Annotated in this window: 12 protein-coding genes, 2 tRNA genes and 3 rRNA genes; 11 read left to right on the plus strand and 6 right to left on the minus strand. The window is 63.3% G+C overall.

All coding sequences use genetic code 11. The features are described from left to right. Positions 1–52 precede the first annotated feature (52 nt). The gene (locus C1M51_RS10865) at positions 53–1,318 is read right to left on the minus strand and encodes a CaiB/BaiF CoA-transferase family protein (RefSeq protein WP_129449724.1); all 1,266 of its coding nucleotides are present in this window, start codon (positions 1,316–1,318) and stop codon (positions 53–55) included. A gap of 45 nt (positions 1,319–1,363) precedes the next feature. Between C1M51_RS10865 and C1M51_RS10870 the strand changes: the two genes are divergently transcribed. The 3 genes from C1M51_RS10870 (at position 1,364) to C1M51_RS10880 (ending at position 2,721) form a co-directional block, all read left to right on the plus strand. Beyond that, a complete protein-coding gene (locus C1M51_RS10870) occupies positions 1,364–1,894 on the plus strand; it encodes a hypothetical protein (protein ID WP_129449726.1) in 531 nt (176 codons plus the stop codon). A 118-nt stretch (positions 1,895–2,012) separates the two neighbouring features. Next, positions 2,013–2,483, plus strand: a complete 471-nt coding sequence (locus tag C1M51_RS10875) for a PTS sugar transporter subunit IIA (RefSeq protein WP_129449728.1) — start codon at positions 2,013–2,015, stop codon at positions 2,481–2,483. Next, positions 2,452–2,721 (plus strand): HPr family phosphocarrier protein, encoded by a 270-nt coding sequence (locus C1M51_RS10880; RefSeq protein WP_011827925.1) that lies wholly within the window; start codon positions 2,452–2,454, stop codon positions 2,719–2,721. Before C1M51_RS10875 ends, C1M51_RS10880 begins: the two co-directional genes overlap by 32 nt. Positions 2,722–2,724: 3 nt before the next feature. Here the strand turns inward: C1M51_RS10880 and C1M51_RS10885 are convergent, their stop codons facing one another. Further along, the gene (locus tag C1M51_RS10885; protein WP_129449730.1) at positions 2,725–3,576 is read right to left on the minus strand and encodes a GNAT family N-acetyltransferase; all 852 of its coding nucleotides are present in this window, start codon (positions 3,574–3,576) and stop codon (positions 2,725–2,727) included. A 161-nt stretch (positions 3,577–3,737) separates the two neighbouring features. Here C1M51_RS10885 and ptsP point away from each other — a divergent pair, with 161 nt between their 5' ends. The 8 genes from ptsP (at position 3,738) to C1M51_RS10925 (ending at position 13,613) form a co-directional block, all read left to right on the plus strand. Further along, positions 3,738–5,516: a phosphoenolpyruvate--protein phosphotransferase gene (ptsP, locus tag C1M51_RS10890; RefSeq protein ID WP_242499656.1), complete on the plus strand. Its 1,779-nt coding sequence runs from the start codon at positions 3,738–3,740 to the stop codon at positions 5,514–5,516. Positions 5,517–5,897: 381 nt separating this feature from the next. Next, positions 5,898–7,428 (plus strand): 16S ribosomal RNA (locus C1M51_RS10895). Positions 7,429–7,570: 142 nt separating this feature from the next. Then, positions 7,571–7,647, plus strand: a tRNA-Ile gene (locus tag C1M51_RS10900). 11 nt (positions 7,648–7,658) lie between these two features. Beyond that, a tRNA-Ala gene (locus C1M51_RS10905) sits at positions 7,659–7,734 on the plus strand. Between the two features lie 255 nt (positions 7,735–7,989). Next, positions 7,990–10,865: ribosomal RNA gene (locus C1M51_RS10910) — 23S ribosomal RNA — on the plus strand. Between the two features lie 117 nt (positions 10,866–10,982). Then, positions 10,983–11,095 (plus strand): 5S ribosomal RNA (rrf, locus tag C1M51_RS10915). Together the 16S, 23S and 5S rRNA genes with 2 tRNA genes alongside form the textbook arrangement of a ribosomal RNA operon. Positions 11,096–11,230: 135 nt before the next feature. Further along, the gene (ruvB, locus tag C1M51_RS10920; protein ID WP_129449734.1) at positions 11,231–12,295 is read left to right on the plus strand and encodes a Holliday junction branch migration DNA helicase RuvB; all 1,065 of its coding nucleotides are present in this window, start codon (positions 11,231–11,233) and stop codon (positions 12,293–12,295) included. Positions 12,296–12,557: 262 nt separating this feature from the next. Then, positions 12,558–13,613, plus strand: coding sequence for a class I SAM-dependent methyltransferase (locus tag C1M51_RS10925; RefSeq protein WP_129449736.1), 1,056 nt, complete (start codon positions 12,558–12,560; stop codon positions 13,611–13,613). Positions 13,614–13,635: 22 nt separating this feature from the next. Here C1M51_RS10925 and C1M51_RS10930 read toward each other — a convergent pair whose 3' ends face one another. Genes C1M51_RS10930 through C1M51_RS10945 form a run of 4 tightly spaced genes read right to left on the minus strand, consistent with a single transcriptional unit; the run spans position 13,636 to position 16,462 of the window. Next, a complete protein-coding gene (locus C1M51_RS10930; RefSeq protein ID WP_129449738.1) occupies positions 13,636–14,754 on the minus strand; it encodes a DSD1 family PLP-dependent enzyme in 1,119 nt (372 codons plus the stop codon). 13 nt (positions 14,755–14,767) lie between these two features. Next, on the minus strand, positions 14,768–15,469 hold the full coding sequence (locus C1M51_RS10935; protein WP_129449740.1) for a histidine phosphatase family protein: 702 nt from the start codon (positions 15,467–15,469) through the stop codon (positions 14,768–14,770). Beyond that, positions 15,469–16,107, minus strand: coding sequence for a YbhB/YbcL family Raf kinase inhibitor-like protein (locus C1M51_RS10940; RefSeq protein ID WP_129449741.1), 639 nt, complete (start codon positions 16,105–16,107; stop codon positions 15,469–15,471). The genes C1M51_RS10935 and C1M51_RS10940 overlap by 1 nt, the downstream gene beginning before the upstream one ends. Positions 16,108–16,138: 31 nt before the next feature. Beyond that, on the minus strand, positions 16,139–16,462 hold the full coding sequence (locus tag C1M51_RS10945; protein WP_129449743.1) for a DUF1840 domain-containing protein: 324 nt from the start codon (positions 16,460–16,462) through the stop codon (positions 16,139–16,141). Between the last annotated feature and the right edge of the window lies 1 nt (position 16,463).

The raw sequence follows: 16,463 nt of genomic DNA on the forward strand, positions 1-16,463 counted from the left end.
TTCTTCACGCAGCCCAGCACTTTGTGACGTTCGTGCGCGCTGCCCCCCTGACTCAGGGGCGTGGCGGACCCAGCGCGCCGCGCTCGCGCGCCGCGGCGATGGCGGCTGCGTCCCAGCCCAGCCAGTCGACCAGCACGTCGTCGCCGTGCTGGTCGAGCAGGGGCGGTGGCCGGCGCGTCTGCGCCGGCGTGGCCGACAGCTTGAGTGGGCTGGCGACCAGTCGCAGTGTGTCGGTCAGCGGGTGGTCGACCGGCTCGACCATGCCGCGCGCCAACACCTGGGGGTCGGCGAACACCTGGTCGAGCGCGTTGATCGGCCCGCAGGGCAGCTTCGCCGCCTCCAGGGCGGCCAGCCAGTCGTCGCGCCGACGCTGTCGCATCAGCGCGGCGAGCACCGGCACCAGCGCGGCGCGATGGCGCACCCGGTCAGCGTTGGTCGCGAAGCGCGGATCGGCGGCCAGCTCGGGCCGCCCGGCGACCTCGCAGAAGCGGACGAACTGCGCATCGTTGCCGATCGCCAGGATCAGGTGGCCATCGGCGACCTCGAACACCTGATAGGGCACGATGTTCTGATGCGCGTTGCCGGCGCGTCCTGGCACCTGGCCGCTCACCAGGTAGTTGGCGCCCAGGTTGGCCAGCATCGCCACCTGCGTGTCGAGCAGGGCCATATCGATGTGCTGGCCCTCGCCGCGACGGAAGCCCTCGGCATCGCGGTGCCGCAGGGCCGCGAGGATGCCGACGCAGGCATACAGGCCGGTGAACAGGTCGGCGACTGCCACGCCCACCTTTTGCGGTCCTCCGCCGGGCAGGTCGTCGCGTTCTCCGGTCAGGCTCATCAGGCCGCCCAGCCCCTGCACTGCGTAGTCGTAGCCGGCACGCTCGCGATAGGGGCCGGTCTGGCCGTAGCCGGTGATCGAGCAGTAGACCAGCTGCGGGTTCAGAGCGTGCAGCGTCGCGAAGTCGAGACCGTAGCGCGCCATGTCGCCGACCTTGTAGTTCTCGACCAGCACGTCGGCCTGCAGTACCAGGGCACGCACTAGCGCCTGGCCCTCGGGGTGCGCGAGGTCGATCGCGATCGAGCGCTTGTTGCGGTTTGCGCCCAGGAAATAGGCCGATTCGCTGCTTTCGGCGCCGTGTCGGTCGTGCAGGAAGGGCGGGCCCCAACCGCGCGTGTCGTCGCCGCTACCGGGCCGCTCGACCTTCACCACGTCGGCGCCCAGGTCGCCGAGCAGCTGCGTGCACCAGGGCCCGGCCAGCACGCGCGACAGGTCCAGCACGCGCAGGCCGGCCAGTGAGAGAGGGGTGGGTGCGAGGGCCATGCCGCGATTCTGATGCGGTGGGCGCGGCATCCGGATAATGCGGCGATGTCGTTGCGACCTGTCGTGTGTGCGTGGGTGGCGGGCCTCTCCGTCCTGGCGGCGGCCTGCGCGCCTGCGCTCGACTGGCGCGAGGTGCGACAGGATGAGGCCGGCTTGATGATGTTGATGCCGTGCAAGCCGGAGCAGCGGACGCGTCAGCTGGTCCTGGCTGGGCGCCCGGTCCAGATGCGGGTGCTGGGCTGCACCGCAGACGGAACGACCTGGGGCCTGAGCACCGCCGACCTGGCTGACCCGGCGCTCGTCGGCCCAGCGCTGGCGGAACTGCGTGCGGCGCGACGGCTCAATCTCGACGGAACCGAGACGGCGGCGAAGGCGGCACAGCTCGGGGGCATGACGCCGCAGGCGCAGGCGGTTCGGTTCAGCATTGCCGGCAAGCTTCCGGACGGCACGTCGCTGACCGATCAGTCGCTGCTGTTCGCGCACGGCACGCGCGTGTTCCATGCCGCCGCCTTGGGCGGGAAGCCGTCGGCGCAGGAGCTCGAGACTTTCTTCGACGGTCTGAAACTTCAGAAGTGACAGGGTCCGAAAGGTCCGATCCGGGGCAGGGTGGCTGCGCACGATGTACAAACGCGGCTTGCCTCGCTCTGTCCGATGCTGTCGTGCCGGTCCGGGCCTGAACCCATAATCTCCCGACATGGCCGGACTGTTCATCATTGCGCACGCTCCACTGGCTTCGGCACTCAGGGCCGCAGCGGGGCATGCTTTCCCGGAGGCGCTGTCGGTGGTCGAGGCGCTCGACGTGACGCCGCAGCTGACGCCGGAGGAGATCGAGGCGCAGGCGCGCATCCTGCTCGAGCGCTCGCTGTCGGTGCCGGGGAGGCGCGAGGCGCTGATCCTGACCGACGTGTTCGGTGCGACGCCGTGCAACGTGGCCCAGCGGCTAGCCGATGGCGTGCGCGTCAAGATCGTCACCGGTGCCAACGTCCCCATGCTGTGGCGCACGATGAACTATGTGGACCAGCCGCTTGACATGCTCGTGGCGCGCGCGCTGGCCGGCGCGACGCAGGGTGTGCTGCAGGTGGCGCCGGCCCGACCGCAGAACCAGGCACAGAACGTGGGAGCCCGACCCGGCGATGATTTCAACGCGCATCAGCATCAGCAATAAGCTCGGCCTGCACGCGCGGGCCTCGGCCAAGCTCACCAAGCTGGCGGGCAGCTACCCCTGCGAAGTCTTCCTCAGCCGCGGACAGCGGCGCGTCAATGCCAAGAGCATCATGGGCGTCATGATGCTGGCGGCTGGCATCGGTACCGAGATCGAGGTCGAGACCTCCGGCGACCAGGAGCGCGAGGCGATGGACGCCCTGCTGCTGCTGATCAACGACAAGTTCGGCGAGGGTGAGTAGGCTTCAGCTGCCGAGGAAGTGTCGGCGGTACTTGAGCGGCAGGTCTTCGATGCGCATCAGCATCGGCAGGTCGGCGGTGTTGAAGTCGGGGTCCCACGCGGGCGCCCCCAGCACCTTGGCGCCGCAGCGCAGATAGCCCCTGATCAACGGCGGCGGTTCGACGGCGAGCCGCCGATCGAGTTCGTCCACGGGCAGCGGCAGTCGCGGGCGCACCTGCCATTCGATCGGCGCCAGGTGGGTATGGCGCAACTGCTCCCACAAGCTGGCCGCCACATGGCCGCCATCGCGCATGCTGACGCTGGCGCAGCCGATCATCGTGTCCAGCTCGTTGCGGACCATGAACTCGGCCAGCGCGCCCCACAGTGCGAGGATGGCGCCACCTGAACGGTGGTCGGCATGCACGCAGGAACGACCCAGCTCGACCATCTTGCTACGCAGTGGGCGCAGGCGCGTGAGGTCGAACTCCGTTTCGCTGTACAGCCCGCCGATGCGCTGCGCGGCCGCCGGCGTCAGGACGCGGTAGGTGCCGATCACCCGGCCCGGTTCACTGGGGGTGCCGACCTTGCGCACCAGCAGGTGCTCGCAGAAGGCGTCGTAGACGTCGATGTCCAGGCCCGCCGGCGTGCCGACGGGCGGCGACAGGCGGGCCCCCATCTCCTCGACGAAGATCTGGTACCTCAGGCGCTGGGCTTCGCGAACCTCGCTCTCATCGCGCGCCCAAACCACGTCCAGTCCACGCTGGCTGGCCGAGGGGAGGGTCTCGCTGTCGGGTCGTCGAAGTGACCTCCGGGGCGCACGCAGCTCCAGGCTCGGAATCTCCTGCAGCGGCAGTGTCGGCAGCGGCAAGTCCCTCATGTTTCGCTCCTTGTTCGGCAATGGCGACGAGCTTGAGTCAGCGGCGTGACGACGCGATGTAGCTCCGATGACGCGCCGATGACACGCGCACAGGGTCCGGGCCGATGTGCGCGGTGATAACCCCTGCCGGGGGCGGGACGGGCCGCTGCTACGATCGATTCATGAGCCTGCAGATGTTCGGAATTCCGGTCTCGCGCGGCGTGGCCATTGGCCGCGCCGTGCTGGTCGCGTCCAGTCGCGTGGACGTGGCCCACTACTTCATCGAGCCGGCTCAGGTCGAGCGCGAGATCGCGCGGCTGCTGCAGGCGCGCGACGCAGTGGCGGCGGAGCTCGGCGGCCTCCAGCGCGACCTGCCAGAGGACGCGCCTGCGGAACTGTCCGCGCTGCTCGACGTGCACCTGATGCTGCTGCACGACGAGGCGCTGACCGGCGCCACCTCGCAATGGGTGCACGAGCGGCACTACAACGCGGAATGGGCGCTGTCAGCCCAGCTGGAAGTGCTGGCGCGGCATTTCGACGAGATGGAAAACGATTACCTGCGTGAGCGCAAGGCCGACCTTGAACAGGTGGTCGAGCGCCTGTTGCGCGTGCTGATGCACGACAGCAGCGCCGTACCGCCGCCGATCGGCGTCAACCCGCGCGACTTCGCCGGCGAGGACCCGCTGGTGCTGGTGGCCAACGACATCGCGCCGGCCGACATGCTGCAATTCAAGCGCAGCGTCTTCACCGGGTTTGTCACCGACGTCGGTGGCAAGACGTCGCACACGGCCATCGTCGCCCGAAGCCTCGACATTCCGGCAGTGGTGGGGGCCCGTGAGGCCAGCCGCATCATCCGGCAGGACGACTGGGTGGTGATCGACGGTGACGCCGGAGTCGTGATCGTCGATCCGTCGTCGATCGTGCTGGAGGAATACCGCTTTCGCCAGCGGCAGAGCGAGCTGGAGCGTGTGCGCCTTACGCGCTTGCGGCATACACCCGCCGTCACGCTGGACGGCGAGCGGGTCGAGCTGCTTGCCAACATCGAGCTCCCTGGCGATGCGGCCGCGGCACTGGAGGCCGGGGCGGTCGGCGTCGGGCTGTTTCGTAGCGAATTCCTCTTCATGAATCGGACCGACGACCTGCCCGGCGAGGATGAGCAGTACCAGGCGTACTGCGCGGTGGTCGACGCGATGAAAGGTCTGCCGGTGACGATCCGGACGGTCGACATCGGCGCCGACAAGCCGCTCGACCGGATGTCGGCCCACGAACTGCGGCACGAGCATGCGCTCAACCCCGCTCTGGGTTTGCGCGCGATCCGCTGGAGTCTGTCGGAGCCCAGCATGTTCCGCCAGCAGCTGCGCGCCATCCTGCGCGCCAGTGCGCATGGCCAGGTACGGTTGCTGGTGCCGATGCTCGCGCACGAGTCCGAGATTCGCGGCACTTTCGATGCGCTGGCGCGCGCGAAGCAGCAGTTGACGGAATCAGGGCGCGCGTTCGGCGATGTCCAGGTGGGCGCGATGATCGAAGTGCCCGCCGCGGCGTTGATGGTCGATCGCTTTCTCGATGCCTTCGATTTCGTCTCGCTCGGTACCAATGATCTGATCCAGTACACGCTGGCCATCGACCGAGCTGATGAAGCCGTGGCCCACCTGTACGATCCCTGGCATCCCGCCGTGCTGGAGCTCGTTGCCAGAACCATTCGCGCCGCAAGAGCGCGCGGCAGGGCGGTCAGTGTGTGCGGAGAAATGGCCGGTGATCCGAGCTTCACTTCAGTCCTGCTGGCCATGGGCCTGCGCAGCTTTTCCATGCACCCGTCGCAGATCGCTGCGATCAAGCAGCAGATCCTGCGCACGGACACGCGGCGGCTGAGCGATCTGCTGGTGGGCGCCAGAAGCGACGCACCGACGTTCACGCCGCTGCGGAACGGCGGTGGCGTGGCGGCGATGCCGCCGGGGCCTTGAAGGCCGCATCAACAATTTTGTTGAGGCGCCTTGCGCGGCAGAAAAACTTCGTGCTACAGTAGCTGTCTTCGCTGATCACAGCGCCTCGCCGGAAACGGCGGGAAAGTGTGAAAAGCAAAAGAAAATAAGAAAAGCTGAGCGATTGACAAGGTTTTAAAATCAAGTCATAATCTCGCTTCTCTGCTGACGACAGGTCGGCAACACCGAAAGGTGACGCTCTTTAACAAATGACAGCCGATAAGCGTGGGCGTTTGAAGGCGAGTGCCAAGAGTCTTGTGAGCAATCTCAAGATTCGAGGTCTCAAGGACCTTAAACGCTCACTGAATTGAATTTTCATGCAAGTGAAGTTCACTTCAATTCTTTGAGTAATTTATCAAGATCGAACTGAAGAGTTTGATCCTGGCTCAGATTGAACGCTGGCGGCATGCCTTACACATGCAAGTCGAACGGCAGCACGGGAGCAATCCTGGTGGCGAGTGGCGAACGGGTGAGTAATACATCGGAACGTGCCCAGTTGTGGGGGATAGCCCGGCGAAAGCCGGATTAATACCGCATACGACCTACGGGTGAAAGCGGGGGATCGCAAGACCTCGCGCTATTGGAGCGGCCGATGTCGGATTAGCTAGTTGGTGGGGTAAAAGCCTACCAAGGCTACGATCCGTAGCTGGTCTGAGAGGACGACCAGCCACACTGGGACTGAGACACGGCCCAGACTCCTACGGGAGGCAGCAGTGGGGAATTTTGGACAATGGGCGCAAGCCTGATCCAGCCATGCCGCGTGCGGGAAGAAGGCCTTCGGGTTGTAAACCGCTTTTGTCAGGGAAGAAACGGTTTGAGCTAATATCTCGAACTAATGACGGTACCTGAAGAATAAGCACCGGCTAACTACGTGCCAGCAGCCGCGGTAATACGTAGGGTGCAAGCGTTAATCGGAATTACTGGGCGTAAAGCGTGCGCAGGCGGCTTTGCAAGACAGATGTGAAATCCCCGGGCTCAACCTGGGAACTGCATTTGTGACTGCAAGGCTGGAGTGCGGCAGAGGGGGATGGAATTCCGCGTGTAGCAGTGAAATGCGTAGATATGCGGAGGAACACCGATGGCGAAGGCAATCCCCTGGGCCTGCACTGACGCTCATGCACGAAAGCGTGGGGAGCAAACAGGATTAGATACCCTGGTAGTCCACGCCCTAAACGATGTCAACTGGTTGTTGGACGGCTTGCTGTTCAGTAACGAAGCTAACGCGTGAAGTTGACCGCCTGGGGAGTACGGCCGCAAGGTTGAAACTCAAAGGAATTGACGGGGACCCGCACAAGCGGTGGATGATGTGGTTTAATTCGATGCAACGCGAAAAACCTTACCTACCCTTGACATGTCTAGAAGTTACCAGAGATGGTTTCGTGCTCGAAAGAGAACTAGAACACAGGTGCTGCATGGCCGTCGTCAGCTCGTGTCGTGAGATGTTGGGTTAAGTCCCGCAACGAGCGCAACCCTTGTCATTAGTTGCTACGTAAGGGCACTCTAATGAGACTGCCGGTGACAAACCGGAGGAAGGTGGGGATGACGTCAGGTCATCATGGCCCTTATGGGTAGGGCTACACACGTCATACAATGGCCGGTACAGAGGGCTGCCAACCCGCGAGGGGGAGCCAATCCCAGAAAACCGGTCGTAGTCCGGATCGCAGTCTGCAACTCGACTGCGTGAAGTCGGAATCGCTAGTAATCGCGGATCAGCTTGCCGCGGTGAATACGTTCCCGGGTCTTGTACACACCGCCCGTCACACCATGGGAGCGGGTTCTGCCAGAAGTAGTTAGCCTAACCGCAAGGAGGGCGATTACCACGGCAGGGTTCGTGACTGGGGTGAAGTCGTAACAAGGTAGCCGTATCGGAAGGTGCGGCTGGATCACCTCCTTTCTGGAAATAGCACTCAATCTCTTGCGCCCACACTTATCGGCTGTCTTTGACGACAGAAATTGAAACGTGACCGGCTTGACGTAACCGCAAGGCCAACGCCTGGTTGACGTGATGAGCGGACCGCAGCGTTTCGTGAATGCATGGGTCTGTAGCTCAGTTGGTTAGAGCACCGTCTTGATAAGGCGGGGGTCGTTGGTTCGAATCCAACCAGACCCACCAATCCATTCCGTGGGGGTGTAGCTCAGCTGGGAGAGCACCTGCTTTGCAAGCAGGGGGTCATCGGTTCGATCCCGTTCACCTCCACCATCAAATTCGATCCCAAGCGTCAGTGGCCTACGGCTCCTGACGCATGCGATCGTCAGATCGTCTGTCGTTCTTTAACAATTCGTAGAGTCAAATCAGAGTTGCCGGTGGAAACCGCTTCATGGCGGACCGTGCCGCCGGCGACATTTTTGATTGCGTCAACAAACTTCAATTCGCAAGAATTTGAAGAAACGGCATAACGCAAATACTCAAATCAGTCCTTGACGATGCTTCTTCAGCGAGGCGTCAAAGTTATAGGGTCAAGTGACTAAGTGCATGTGGTGGATGCCTTGGCGATTACAGGCGATGAAGGACGTGATAGCCTGCGATAAGCTTCGGGGAGCTGGCAAATTAGCTTTGATCCGGAGATTTCCGAATGGGGAAACCCACCCGCAAGGGTATCGCATGATGAATACATAGTCATGCGAAGCGAACCGGGTGAACTGAAACATCTCAGTAGCTCGAGGAATAGACATCAACCGAGATTCCGAAAGTAGTGGCGAGCGAAATCGGACCAGCCTGCACGTTTTAGCAATCGAATTATCAGAACAGTCTGGAAAGGCTGGCCATAGCGGGTGATAGCCCCGTATGAAAAAATTCGGTTGTGGAACTGGGCGTGCGACAAGTAGGGCGGGACACGAGAAATCCTGTCTGAAGATGGGGGGACCATCCTCCAAGGCTAAATACTCGTAATCGACCGATAGTGAACTAGTACCGTGAGGGAAAGGCGAAAAGAACCCCGGGAGGGGAGTGAAATAGATCCTGAAACCGCATGCATACAAAAAGTAGGAGCCCGCAAGGGTGACTGCGTACCTTTTGTATAATGGGTCAGCGACTTACATTCAGTGGCAAGCTTAACCGAATAGGGAAGGCGTAGAGAAATCGAGTCCGAATAGGGCGTTCAGTCGCTGGGTGTAGACCCGAAACCAAGTGATCTATCCATGGCCAGGATGAAGGTGCGGTAACACGCACTGGAGGTCCGAACCGACTAGTGTTGCAAAACTAGCGGATGAGCTGTGGATAGGGGTGAAAGGCTAAACAAACTTGGAAATAGCTGGTTCTCTCCGAAAACTATTTAGGTAGTGCCTCAAGTATTACCATCGGGGGTAGAGCACTGTTATGGCTAGGGGGTCATGGCGACTTACCAAACCATTGCAAACTCCGAATACCGATGAGTACAGCTTGGGAGACAGTGCACCGGGTGCTAACGTCCGGACACAAGAGGGAAACAACCCAGACCGCCAGCTAAGGTCCCTAATATTGGCTAAGTGGGAAACGAAGTGGGAAGGCTAAAACAGTCAGGATGTTGGCTTAGAAGCAGCCATCATTTAAAGAAAGCGTAATAGCTCACTGATCGAGTCGTCCTGCGCGGAAGATGTAACGGGGCTAAGCCAGTAACCGAAGCTGCGGATGTGCGCGTAAGCGTACGTGGTAGGAGAGCGTTCCGTAAGCCTGTGAAGGTGGGTTGTGAAGCCTGCTGGAGGTATCGGAAGTGCGAATGCTGACATGAGTAGCGTTAAAGGGGGTGAAAAGCCCCCTCGCCGAAAGCGCAAGGTTTTCTACGCAACGTTCATCGACGTAGAGTGAGTCGGTCCCTAAGGCGAGGCAGAGATGCGTAGCTGATGGAAAACAGGTCAATATTCCTGTACCGATGTGTAGTGCGATGTGGGGACGGAGAAGGTTAGCTCAGCCGGGTGTTGGATGTCCCGGTTCAAGCGTGTAGTCGTGGTCTCTAGGCAAATCCGGAGATCTTAGATGAGGCGTGATAACGAGGCGGCTTGCCGCTGAAGTGAGTGATACCCTGCTTCCAGGAAAAGCCACTAAGCTCCAGCTACACACGACCGTACCGCAAACCGACACTGGTGCGCGAGATGAGTATTCTAAGGCGCTTGAGAGAACTCTGGAGAAGGAACTCGGCAAATTGACACCGTAACTTCGGAAGAAGGTGTGCCTTTAGTAGGTGATCCCGCACAGGGGGAGCCCAATGAGGCCGCAGAGAATCGGTGGCTGCGACTGTTTATTAAAAACACAGCACTCTGCAAAGACGAAAGTCGACGTATAGGGTGTGACGCCTGCCCGGTGCTGGAAGATTAAATGATGGGGTGCAAGCTCTTGATTGAAGTCCCAGTAAACGGCGGCCGTAACTATAACGGTCCTAAGGTAGCGAAATTCCTTGTCGGGTAAGTTCCGACCTGCACGAATGGCGTAACGATGGCCACACTGTCTCCTCCAGAGACTCAGCGAAGTTGAAATGTTTGTGATGATGCAATCTCCCCGCGGAAAGACGGAAAGACCCCATGAACCTTTACTGTAGCTTTGTATTGGACTTTGAACAGATCTGTGTAGGATAGGTGGGAGGCTTTGAAGCGGTGCCGCTAGGTGTCGTGGAGCCAACGTTGAAATACCACCCTGGTGTGTTTGAGGTTCTAACCTTGGCCCGTTATCCGGGTTGGGGACAGTGCATGGTGGGCAGTTTGACTGGGGCGGTCTCCTCCCAAAGCGTAACGGAGGAGTTCGAAGGTACGCTAGGCACGGTCGGAAATCGTGCTGATAGTGCATAGGCATAAGCGTGCTTGACTGCGAGACTGACAAGTCGAGCAGGTACGAAAGTAGGACTAAGTGATCCGGTGGTTCTGTATGGAAGGGCCATCGCTCAACGGATAAAAGGTACTCTGGGGATAACAGGCTGATACCGCCCAAGAGTTCATATCGACGGCGGTGTTTGGCACCTCGATGTCGGCTCATCTCATCCTGGGGCTGTAGCCGGTCCCAAGGGTATGGCTGTTCGCCATTTAAAGAGGTACGTGAGCTGGGTTTAAAACGTCGTGAGACAGTTTGGTCCCTATCTTCCGTGGGCGCTGCAGATTTGAGGAAGCCTGCTCCTAGTACGAGAGGACCGGAGTGGACGCACCTCTGGTGTATCGGTTGTCACGCCAGTGGCATTGCCGAGTAGCTAAGTGCGGAAGAGATAACCGCTGAAAGCATCTAAGCGGGAAACTCGTTTCAAGATGAGATCTGCCGGGGCCTTGAGCCCCCTGAAGAGTCGTTCGAGACCAGGACGTTGATAGGCCGGGTGTGGAAGCGCAGTAATGCGTTAAGCTAACCGGTACTAATTGCTCGTGAGGCTTGACCCTATAATTTTGACGACGATTTGAGTTGTCGACTGTTATGCCGTGATGGCGCAATCAAAATCTGATAAGACTCTACGCATTGGCTGTGTTGCTCTGTGAGCAGCACGGTGTCCGGTTAAGCCTGATGACCATAGCGAGGTGGTCCCACTCCTTCCCATCCCGAACAGGACAGTGAAACGCCTCAGCGCCGATGATAGTGCGGGTTCCCGTGTGAAAGTAGGACATTGTCAGGCTAATATTAAGCAGAACGCCCAACCATGATGGTTGGGCGTTTTTGCTTTTGGGCGTCGATATGAATCATCAAGATTCCTCTGCGCTGTTTTCGATGAGGTGTCGCACTGGCATGGCGTGTCCCGCACAATTGCAGCATGAGCATCCAGACTGACGATTTTTCTTCGTCTTCACCGGCCGCACGTCGCGTGGTCAGCGCGGCTCCGGCGTCGCCCAATGAGGAGGCGATCGAGCGGGCGCTCCGTCCGAAGGGTCTCGCCGACTACGTGGGTCAGGCCAAGGCCCGTGAGCAGTTGGAGATCTTCATCGGTGCCGCCCGCAAGCGGTCCGAGGCGCTCGACCATGTCCTTCTGTTCGGTCCTCCTGGCCTCGGGAAGACCACGCTCTCGCACATCATCGCGGCCGAACTCGGCGTCAACCTGCGTCAGACCTCGGGCCCGGTGCTCGAGAAGCCCAAGGACCTTGCGGCCATCCTGACCAATCTCGAGCGCAACGATGTCTTGTTCATCGACGAGATCCACCGCCTGTCCCCGGTGGTGGAGGAGATCCTCTACCCTGCGCTGGAGGACTATCAGATCGACATCATGATCGGCGAAGGGCCGGCCGCCCGTTCGATCAAGCTCGAGTTGCAGCCCTTCACGCTGATCGGCGCGACAACCCGAGCGGGAATGCTGACGAATCCATTGCGCGATCGCTTCGGCATCGTGGCGCGCCTGGAGTTCTATTCGGTCGAGGAGTTGGCCCGCATCGTCACCCGCTCCGCGGGGCTGCTGCAAGTGCCGACCGATACGGCGGGCGGGCTGGAGATCGCCAAGCGCTCACGAGGAACGCCGCGCATCGCCAATCGTCTGCTTCGGCGCGTGCGTGATTACGCACAGGTCAAGGGTGACGGCCGCATCGATGCCGCGATCGCCGACAAGGCGCTCGCCATGCTCGACGTCGATCCCCAGGGCTTCGATGTGATGGACCGCAAGCTGCTCGAGGCGGTGGTCCATCGCTTCGATGGTGGACCGGTCGGCCTCGACAATGTCGCGGCGGCGATCGGTGAGGAGCCCGGCACCATCGAAGACGTGATCGAGCCCTATCTGATCCAGCAAGGCTACCTTCAGCGCACGCCGCGCGGTCGCATCGCAACGGCGGCGGCGTACCGCCATCTTGGCGTGCTGCCGCCGACCTCTGGAAGCGAGTTGTTCGACGCATAACAGCAGGCTCTACCGACCGCACGGTATCCATCAGGGGCCGTCCTTCCCCAACGAGACCCTTGCGCCTCGCCCGCCGACGAAGTGGCCACTGTTCATGAAGAGGCGATCGACCGCTTAGACGTCGACGCGGAACGCCGTGCCAGCGCTCGCAAACACCGCTGGGTATCCGGAATCCATTCGCTACGATGAGGAAGGCGGCACCTCTTTCGTCCGCCCCGGGAACCTCCCGGACACCGTCACTTTCCAGAGCAAGGAGTCCGTCATGGCGATCGACGTGGACAAGCTCAATGCCTTCATGGGGCGCTTCGTGGTCGACATCGGCGCTGCCTTGCATGCCGGGACGGTGGTGCTCGGCGACCAGCTCGGTCTGTACAAGGCGCTGGCCGACGGGCCGATGAGTCCGGCCGACCTGGCGAGCCGAACCCAGACCGACGAGCGCTATGTGCGCGAATGGCTGAGCGCTCAGGCGGCGGCCGGCTATGTCGAATACGACGCCGAAACCCGGCAATTCCACATGACCGAAGAGCAGGTGTTCGCGCTGGCCACCGAGGGCAGCCCGGCCTTCGTGCCGGGGGCTTTCCAGGTGGCGCTCGGTGCACTGAAGGCCGTGCCCAAGCTGGCCGGCGTGTTCCGCACCGGACTGGGCTTCGGCTGGCACCAGCACGACCCCTTGCTGTTCCAGGGCACCGAGCGCTTCTTTCGGCCGGGCTATGCGGCCAACCTCGTATCGAACTGGATCCCCGCACTCGATGGGGTGGAGTCTTGCCTCAAGTCTGGCGCACTGGTGGCTGATGTGGGCTGCGGCCATGGCGCCTCCACGATCCTGATGGCACAAGCCTATCCGGAGAGCCGCTTTGTCGGCTTCGATTACCACGCGCCGTCGATCGACTGGGCGCGACAGGTGGCGGCCGAGGCGGGGGTCGCCGACCGCGTGAGCTTCGAGGTGGCCTCGGCCAAGGACTTCCCCGGTGGCGACTACGATCTCGTGGCCTTCTTCGATTGTCTGCACGACATGGGCGATCCGGTTGGCGCCTCGCGTCACGTCAGGGCGGCGCTGAAGCCCGGCGGCTGCTGGATGATCGTGGAGCCGTTCGCCCACGATGCGCTGCAGGACAACCTCAACCCGGTCGGCCGCATTTTCTATTCGGCCTCGACGATGATCTGCACGCCCGCCTCGCGTTCACAGGAGGTCGGGCTGGCGCTCGGCGCCCAGGCCGGCGAGCAACGCCTGCGCACGGTCGTCAACGACGGTGGCTTCCGTCAGTTCCGGCGCGCGACCGAGACGCCGTTCAACCTGGTGTTCGAGGCGCGGCCCTAGCTGCCAGAGTCACCGGCGTACCTCAGTCGAGCCGACCGCGCGCATCGATCGGCCACACCGCCTCGACAACCCCCCGGTCGAGACCACCGCGCACGGCGACGAGGTGCTCATGCAGGTTGACGGTCGGGTCGCAATGGCCCGGCACCAGCCACACCGTGTCGCCCAGCGCCGGAAGCGGTTCGCCGCCGCGTGGGTGCAGCAGGCCGTGCTCGTCGCCGCCGTTGCTGAAGGCCAGTTCGCGGCCTCGCACCGTCGGCAGGCCGGAATCGATCGCGTGCGACTTGTGGCCGGCATCGACCACCGCATGCGCCGCATGGCGGGCGATCACCTGGCTCCGGACGAACAGCGCATGCTCGAAGCGCGGGGCTTGCGGCAAGGGCGCGTTGCGTGCGTAGTCGGCATCCATGAAGACATAGCTGCCCGGCTGGATCTCGCCGTAGACACCGCTGGTGGCCTCGAGCAGGAAGCTGCCGCTGCCGGCGCCCGTGACCAGCGGGCAATCGATGCCGAGCGAGGTGACCGCCGCGCGGGCGGCGGTGGCCATCGCGACGGCGTGGCGGATCGCTGTTTCCCGCTCCGCCGCACTGCGCAGGTGTTGCGCGCCGCCGTGGTAGGCCTGCAAGCCGGCGAAGCGCAGCCCGTCGTGCGCGACGACCTGGCGCGCCAGCGCACCGGCCTCGGTGGCAGGCACGCCGCAGCGGCCCTGGCCGGCGTCGATCTCGACGAAGACGTCGATTTGCCGGCCGCTCGCGTGGATCGCCGCCGCCAGGCGCTCGATGCCGACCACGCTGTCGACCGCGATAGCCAGCTTGACGTCGGACGGCAGCGCCGCCAGCCGGGCCAGCTTGGTGGGCGCGATCACCTCGTTGCTGACGAACACGTCGCGCACCCCGCCGGCGGCTAGCGTCAGGGCCTCGCCCACCTTCTGCACGCACACGCCGACCGCGCCGCGGGCGACCTGCTGCAGGGCGATCGCCGAACACTTGTGGGTCTTGGCGTGGGGCCGCAGCCGCACGCCGTGCGAGCGGGCAAAGGCGCTCATGGCGGCGAGATTTCGCTCGAAGGCGTCGAGCTCTACCACCAGCGCGGGGCTGTCGATCGCGTCAACCGGATCACCGACCCGGGCGGGAGCAGGACGCATCGGGCGAGTCGACTCAGGCCGCGTGGCCGACCTTGTCGCCCTCGGCGGCAGGTTGGCTATCGCGGGCGCCGTCGCTGAACTCATCGTGCTGCAGGCCATCGAGGTGCGAGGTGTCGCTCCAGCCGACCAGCGTAAAGCCCTCGGGCGTGTAGAGCAGCCGGTTGACCGCGGTGTTGCCGAGCTGCCAGGTGCGCGGCGCGTCGAGGCCAACGCGCGCTGCGGCGCGATACAGGCAGTCCATCACGCCGCCGTGCGCCACCAGTGCGATCACCTGGCCCGGATGGCGGCTTGCCAGCCGCTCGGCGGTATCGACCACGCGCGCGTAGAAAGCACGCAAGGTCTCGCCGCCTTCCGGGCCGAAGTCGACATCGCGAGCCCGCCAACGCGCGCTCTCGGCGGGCCAGTGGGTCTCGATGTCCGCCCAGGTCTGGCCCTCGAACCGACCGAAGGCTCGTTCGCGCAGTCCGCGGTCGGTCAGCACCGTGAGCCCGGCAGCCGCGCCGATGGCGAGTGCGGTGTCATGGGCACGCGCCAGGTCGCTGGCATAGACCACGTCGAGGCCTTCGCCGCTGAGGGCCTGGGCCACGCGCCCGGCCTGCCAGCGGCCCTTGTCGTTCAGGCCGATGTCGAGCTGGCCCTGGATGCGCGTATCCACGTTCCACGCGGTCTCGCCGTGGCGCACCGCGACGACGCGGGTGAGTTGCGACTGCGGCATCAGGCGCCGCTCGCGTTCAGACGCGCGTTGAGGCTGTAGCTGCCGCCGAACGAGGCCTCGGCCAGCACGTGACCGCGCATCGCGGCCCGTGCCTGCGCACCGGTGAAGCTGCCTTCCACCGCGAGGCGCTCGACGTCGAGCGCAAACAGCGTGAAGACGTAGCGGTGCCGCAGCGCGTCGTTGAAGGGCGGGAACGGGCCGTCGTAGCCGTGGTAGTTCCCGCTCATGTCGGCGTTGCCGGCGAACCAGCCGGTGTAGTCGTTGAGTCCGTGGCGGGCGCCGTGCAGCGTGGCCGGGCCAGGCTTGCCGCGCACCGTGAAGCCGCGGCTGAACTCGCCCTCCGCCAGCGCGCTCAGCGACGGCGGCAGGTCGACCAGCACCCAGTGGAAGAAATCGACCCGCGGCAGGTCGGCCGGGACTTCCCGGTCGGGCTGGTTCACGTCGTCGCCGCGGCTCGGCACGTCGGGGTCGTGGCAGATCAGCGCCAGGCTCTTCGTGCCGGGCGGCACGCCGCTCCAGGCCAATTGCGGCGAGACGTTGTCCGAGAAGCTCACGATGCTCGCGGCGTCGGGCCGGCCGGCCGCGTACCGCTGCGGAATGCGGGCGCCGTCGGCCCAGCTGCTGCTCGTCAATTTCATCGGCGGTCCTGTCGTGCGTGGCCGTCGTGGGTCAGACGCCCCAGACGATCTCTTCGTCGGCGGCGTGCGCGCGTTTCATCATCTCCACCAGCGGCCAGGCCCGCTGGCGCAGGCTCACGCCCTCGCGTGATGGCAGCATCTTGCCGTCGGCGTGCGCGTCGGCCTCGGCCTGCTGGCGCGCCTGCTCCTCGGCAAGCACCGCGGACTCGAGTGCGGCAATCGCCCCGGGCATGTCGGCCGGCAGCACGATGCCTTTCGCGCCGGGCTCCTTGCCCATCGTGCGTAGCACGGCATCGCCGATCGGGCCGGTCATGATCACGTCGCCGGCCGCCTTGGACTTGAACTTGTACAGCATG

Source organism: Methylibium sp. Pch-M (assembly GCF_004136295.1).
Classification (GTDB): Bacteria; Pseudomonadota; Gammaproteobacteria; order Burkholderiales; family Burkholderiaceae_C; genus Methylibium; species Methylibium petroleiphilum.

Coding starts and splice junctions, on each gene's coding strand:
- C1M51_RS10865 (WP_129449724.1), bottom strand. CDS start 1,318: ATGGCCCTCGCACCCACCCCTCTCTCACTGGCCGGCCTGCGCGTGCTG.
- C1M51_RS10870 (WP_129449726.1), top strand. CDS start 1,364: ATGTCGTTGCGACCTGTCGTGTGTGCGTGGGTGGCGGGCCTCTCCGTC.
- C1M51_RS10875 (WP_129449728.1), top strand. CDS start 2,013: ATGGCCGGACTGTTCATCATTGCGCACGCTCCACTGGCTTCGGCACTC.
- C1M51_RS10880 (WP_011827925.1), top strand. CDS start 2,452: ATGATTTCAACGCGCATCAGCATCAGCAATAAGCTCGGCCTGCACGCG.
- C1M51_RS10885 (WP_129449730.1), bottom strand. CDS start 3,576: ATGAGGGACTTGCCGCTGCCGACACTGCCGCTGCAGGAGATTCCGAGC.
- ptsP (WP_242499656.1), top strand. CDS start 3,738: ATGAGCCTGCAGATGTTCGGAATTCCGGTCTCGCGCGGCGTGGCCATT.
- ruvB (WP_129449734.1), top strand. CDS start 11,231: ATGAGCATCCAGACTGACGATTTTTCTTCGTCTTCACCGGCCGCACGT.
- C1M51_RS10925 (WP_129449736.1), top strand. CDS start 12,558: ATGGCGATCGACGTGGACAAGCTCAATGCCTTCATGGGGCGCTTCGTG.
- C1M51_RS10930 (WP_129449738.1), bottom strand. CDS start 14,754: ATGCGTCCTGCTCCCGCCCGGGTCGGTGATCCGGTTGACGCGATCGAC.
- C1M51_RS10935 (WP_129449740.1), bottom strand. CDS start 15,469: ATGCCGCAGTCGCAACTCACCCGCGTCGTCGCGGTGCGCCACGGCGAG.
- C1M51_RS10940 (WP_129449741.1), bottom strand. CDS start 16,107: ATGAAATTGACGAGCAGCAGCTGGGCCGACGGCGCCCGCATTCCGCAG.
- C1M51_RS10945 (WP_129449743.1), bottom strand. CDS start 16,462: ATGCTGTACAAGTTCAAGTCCAAGGCGGCCGGCGACGTGATCATGACC.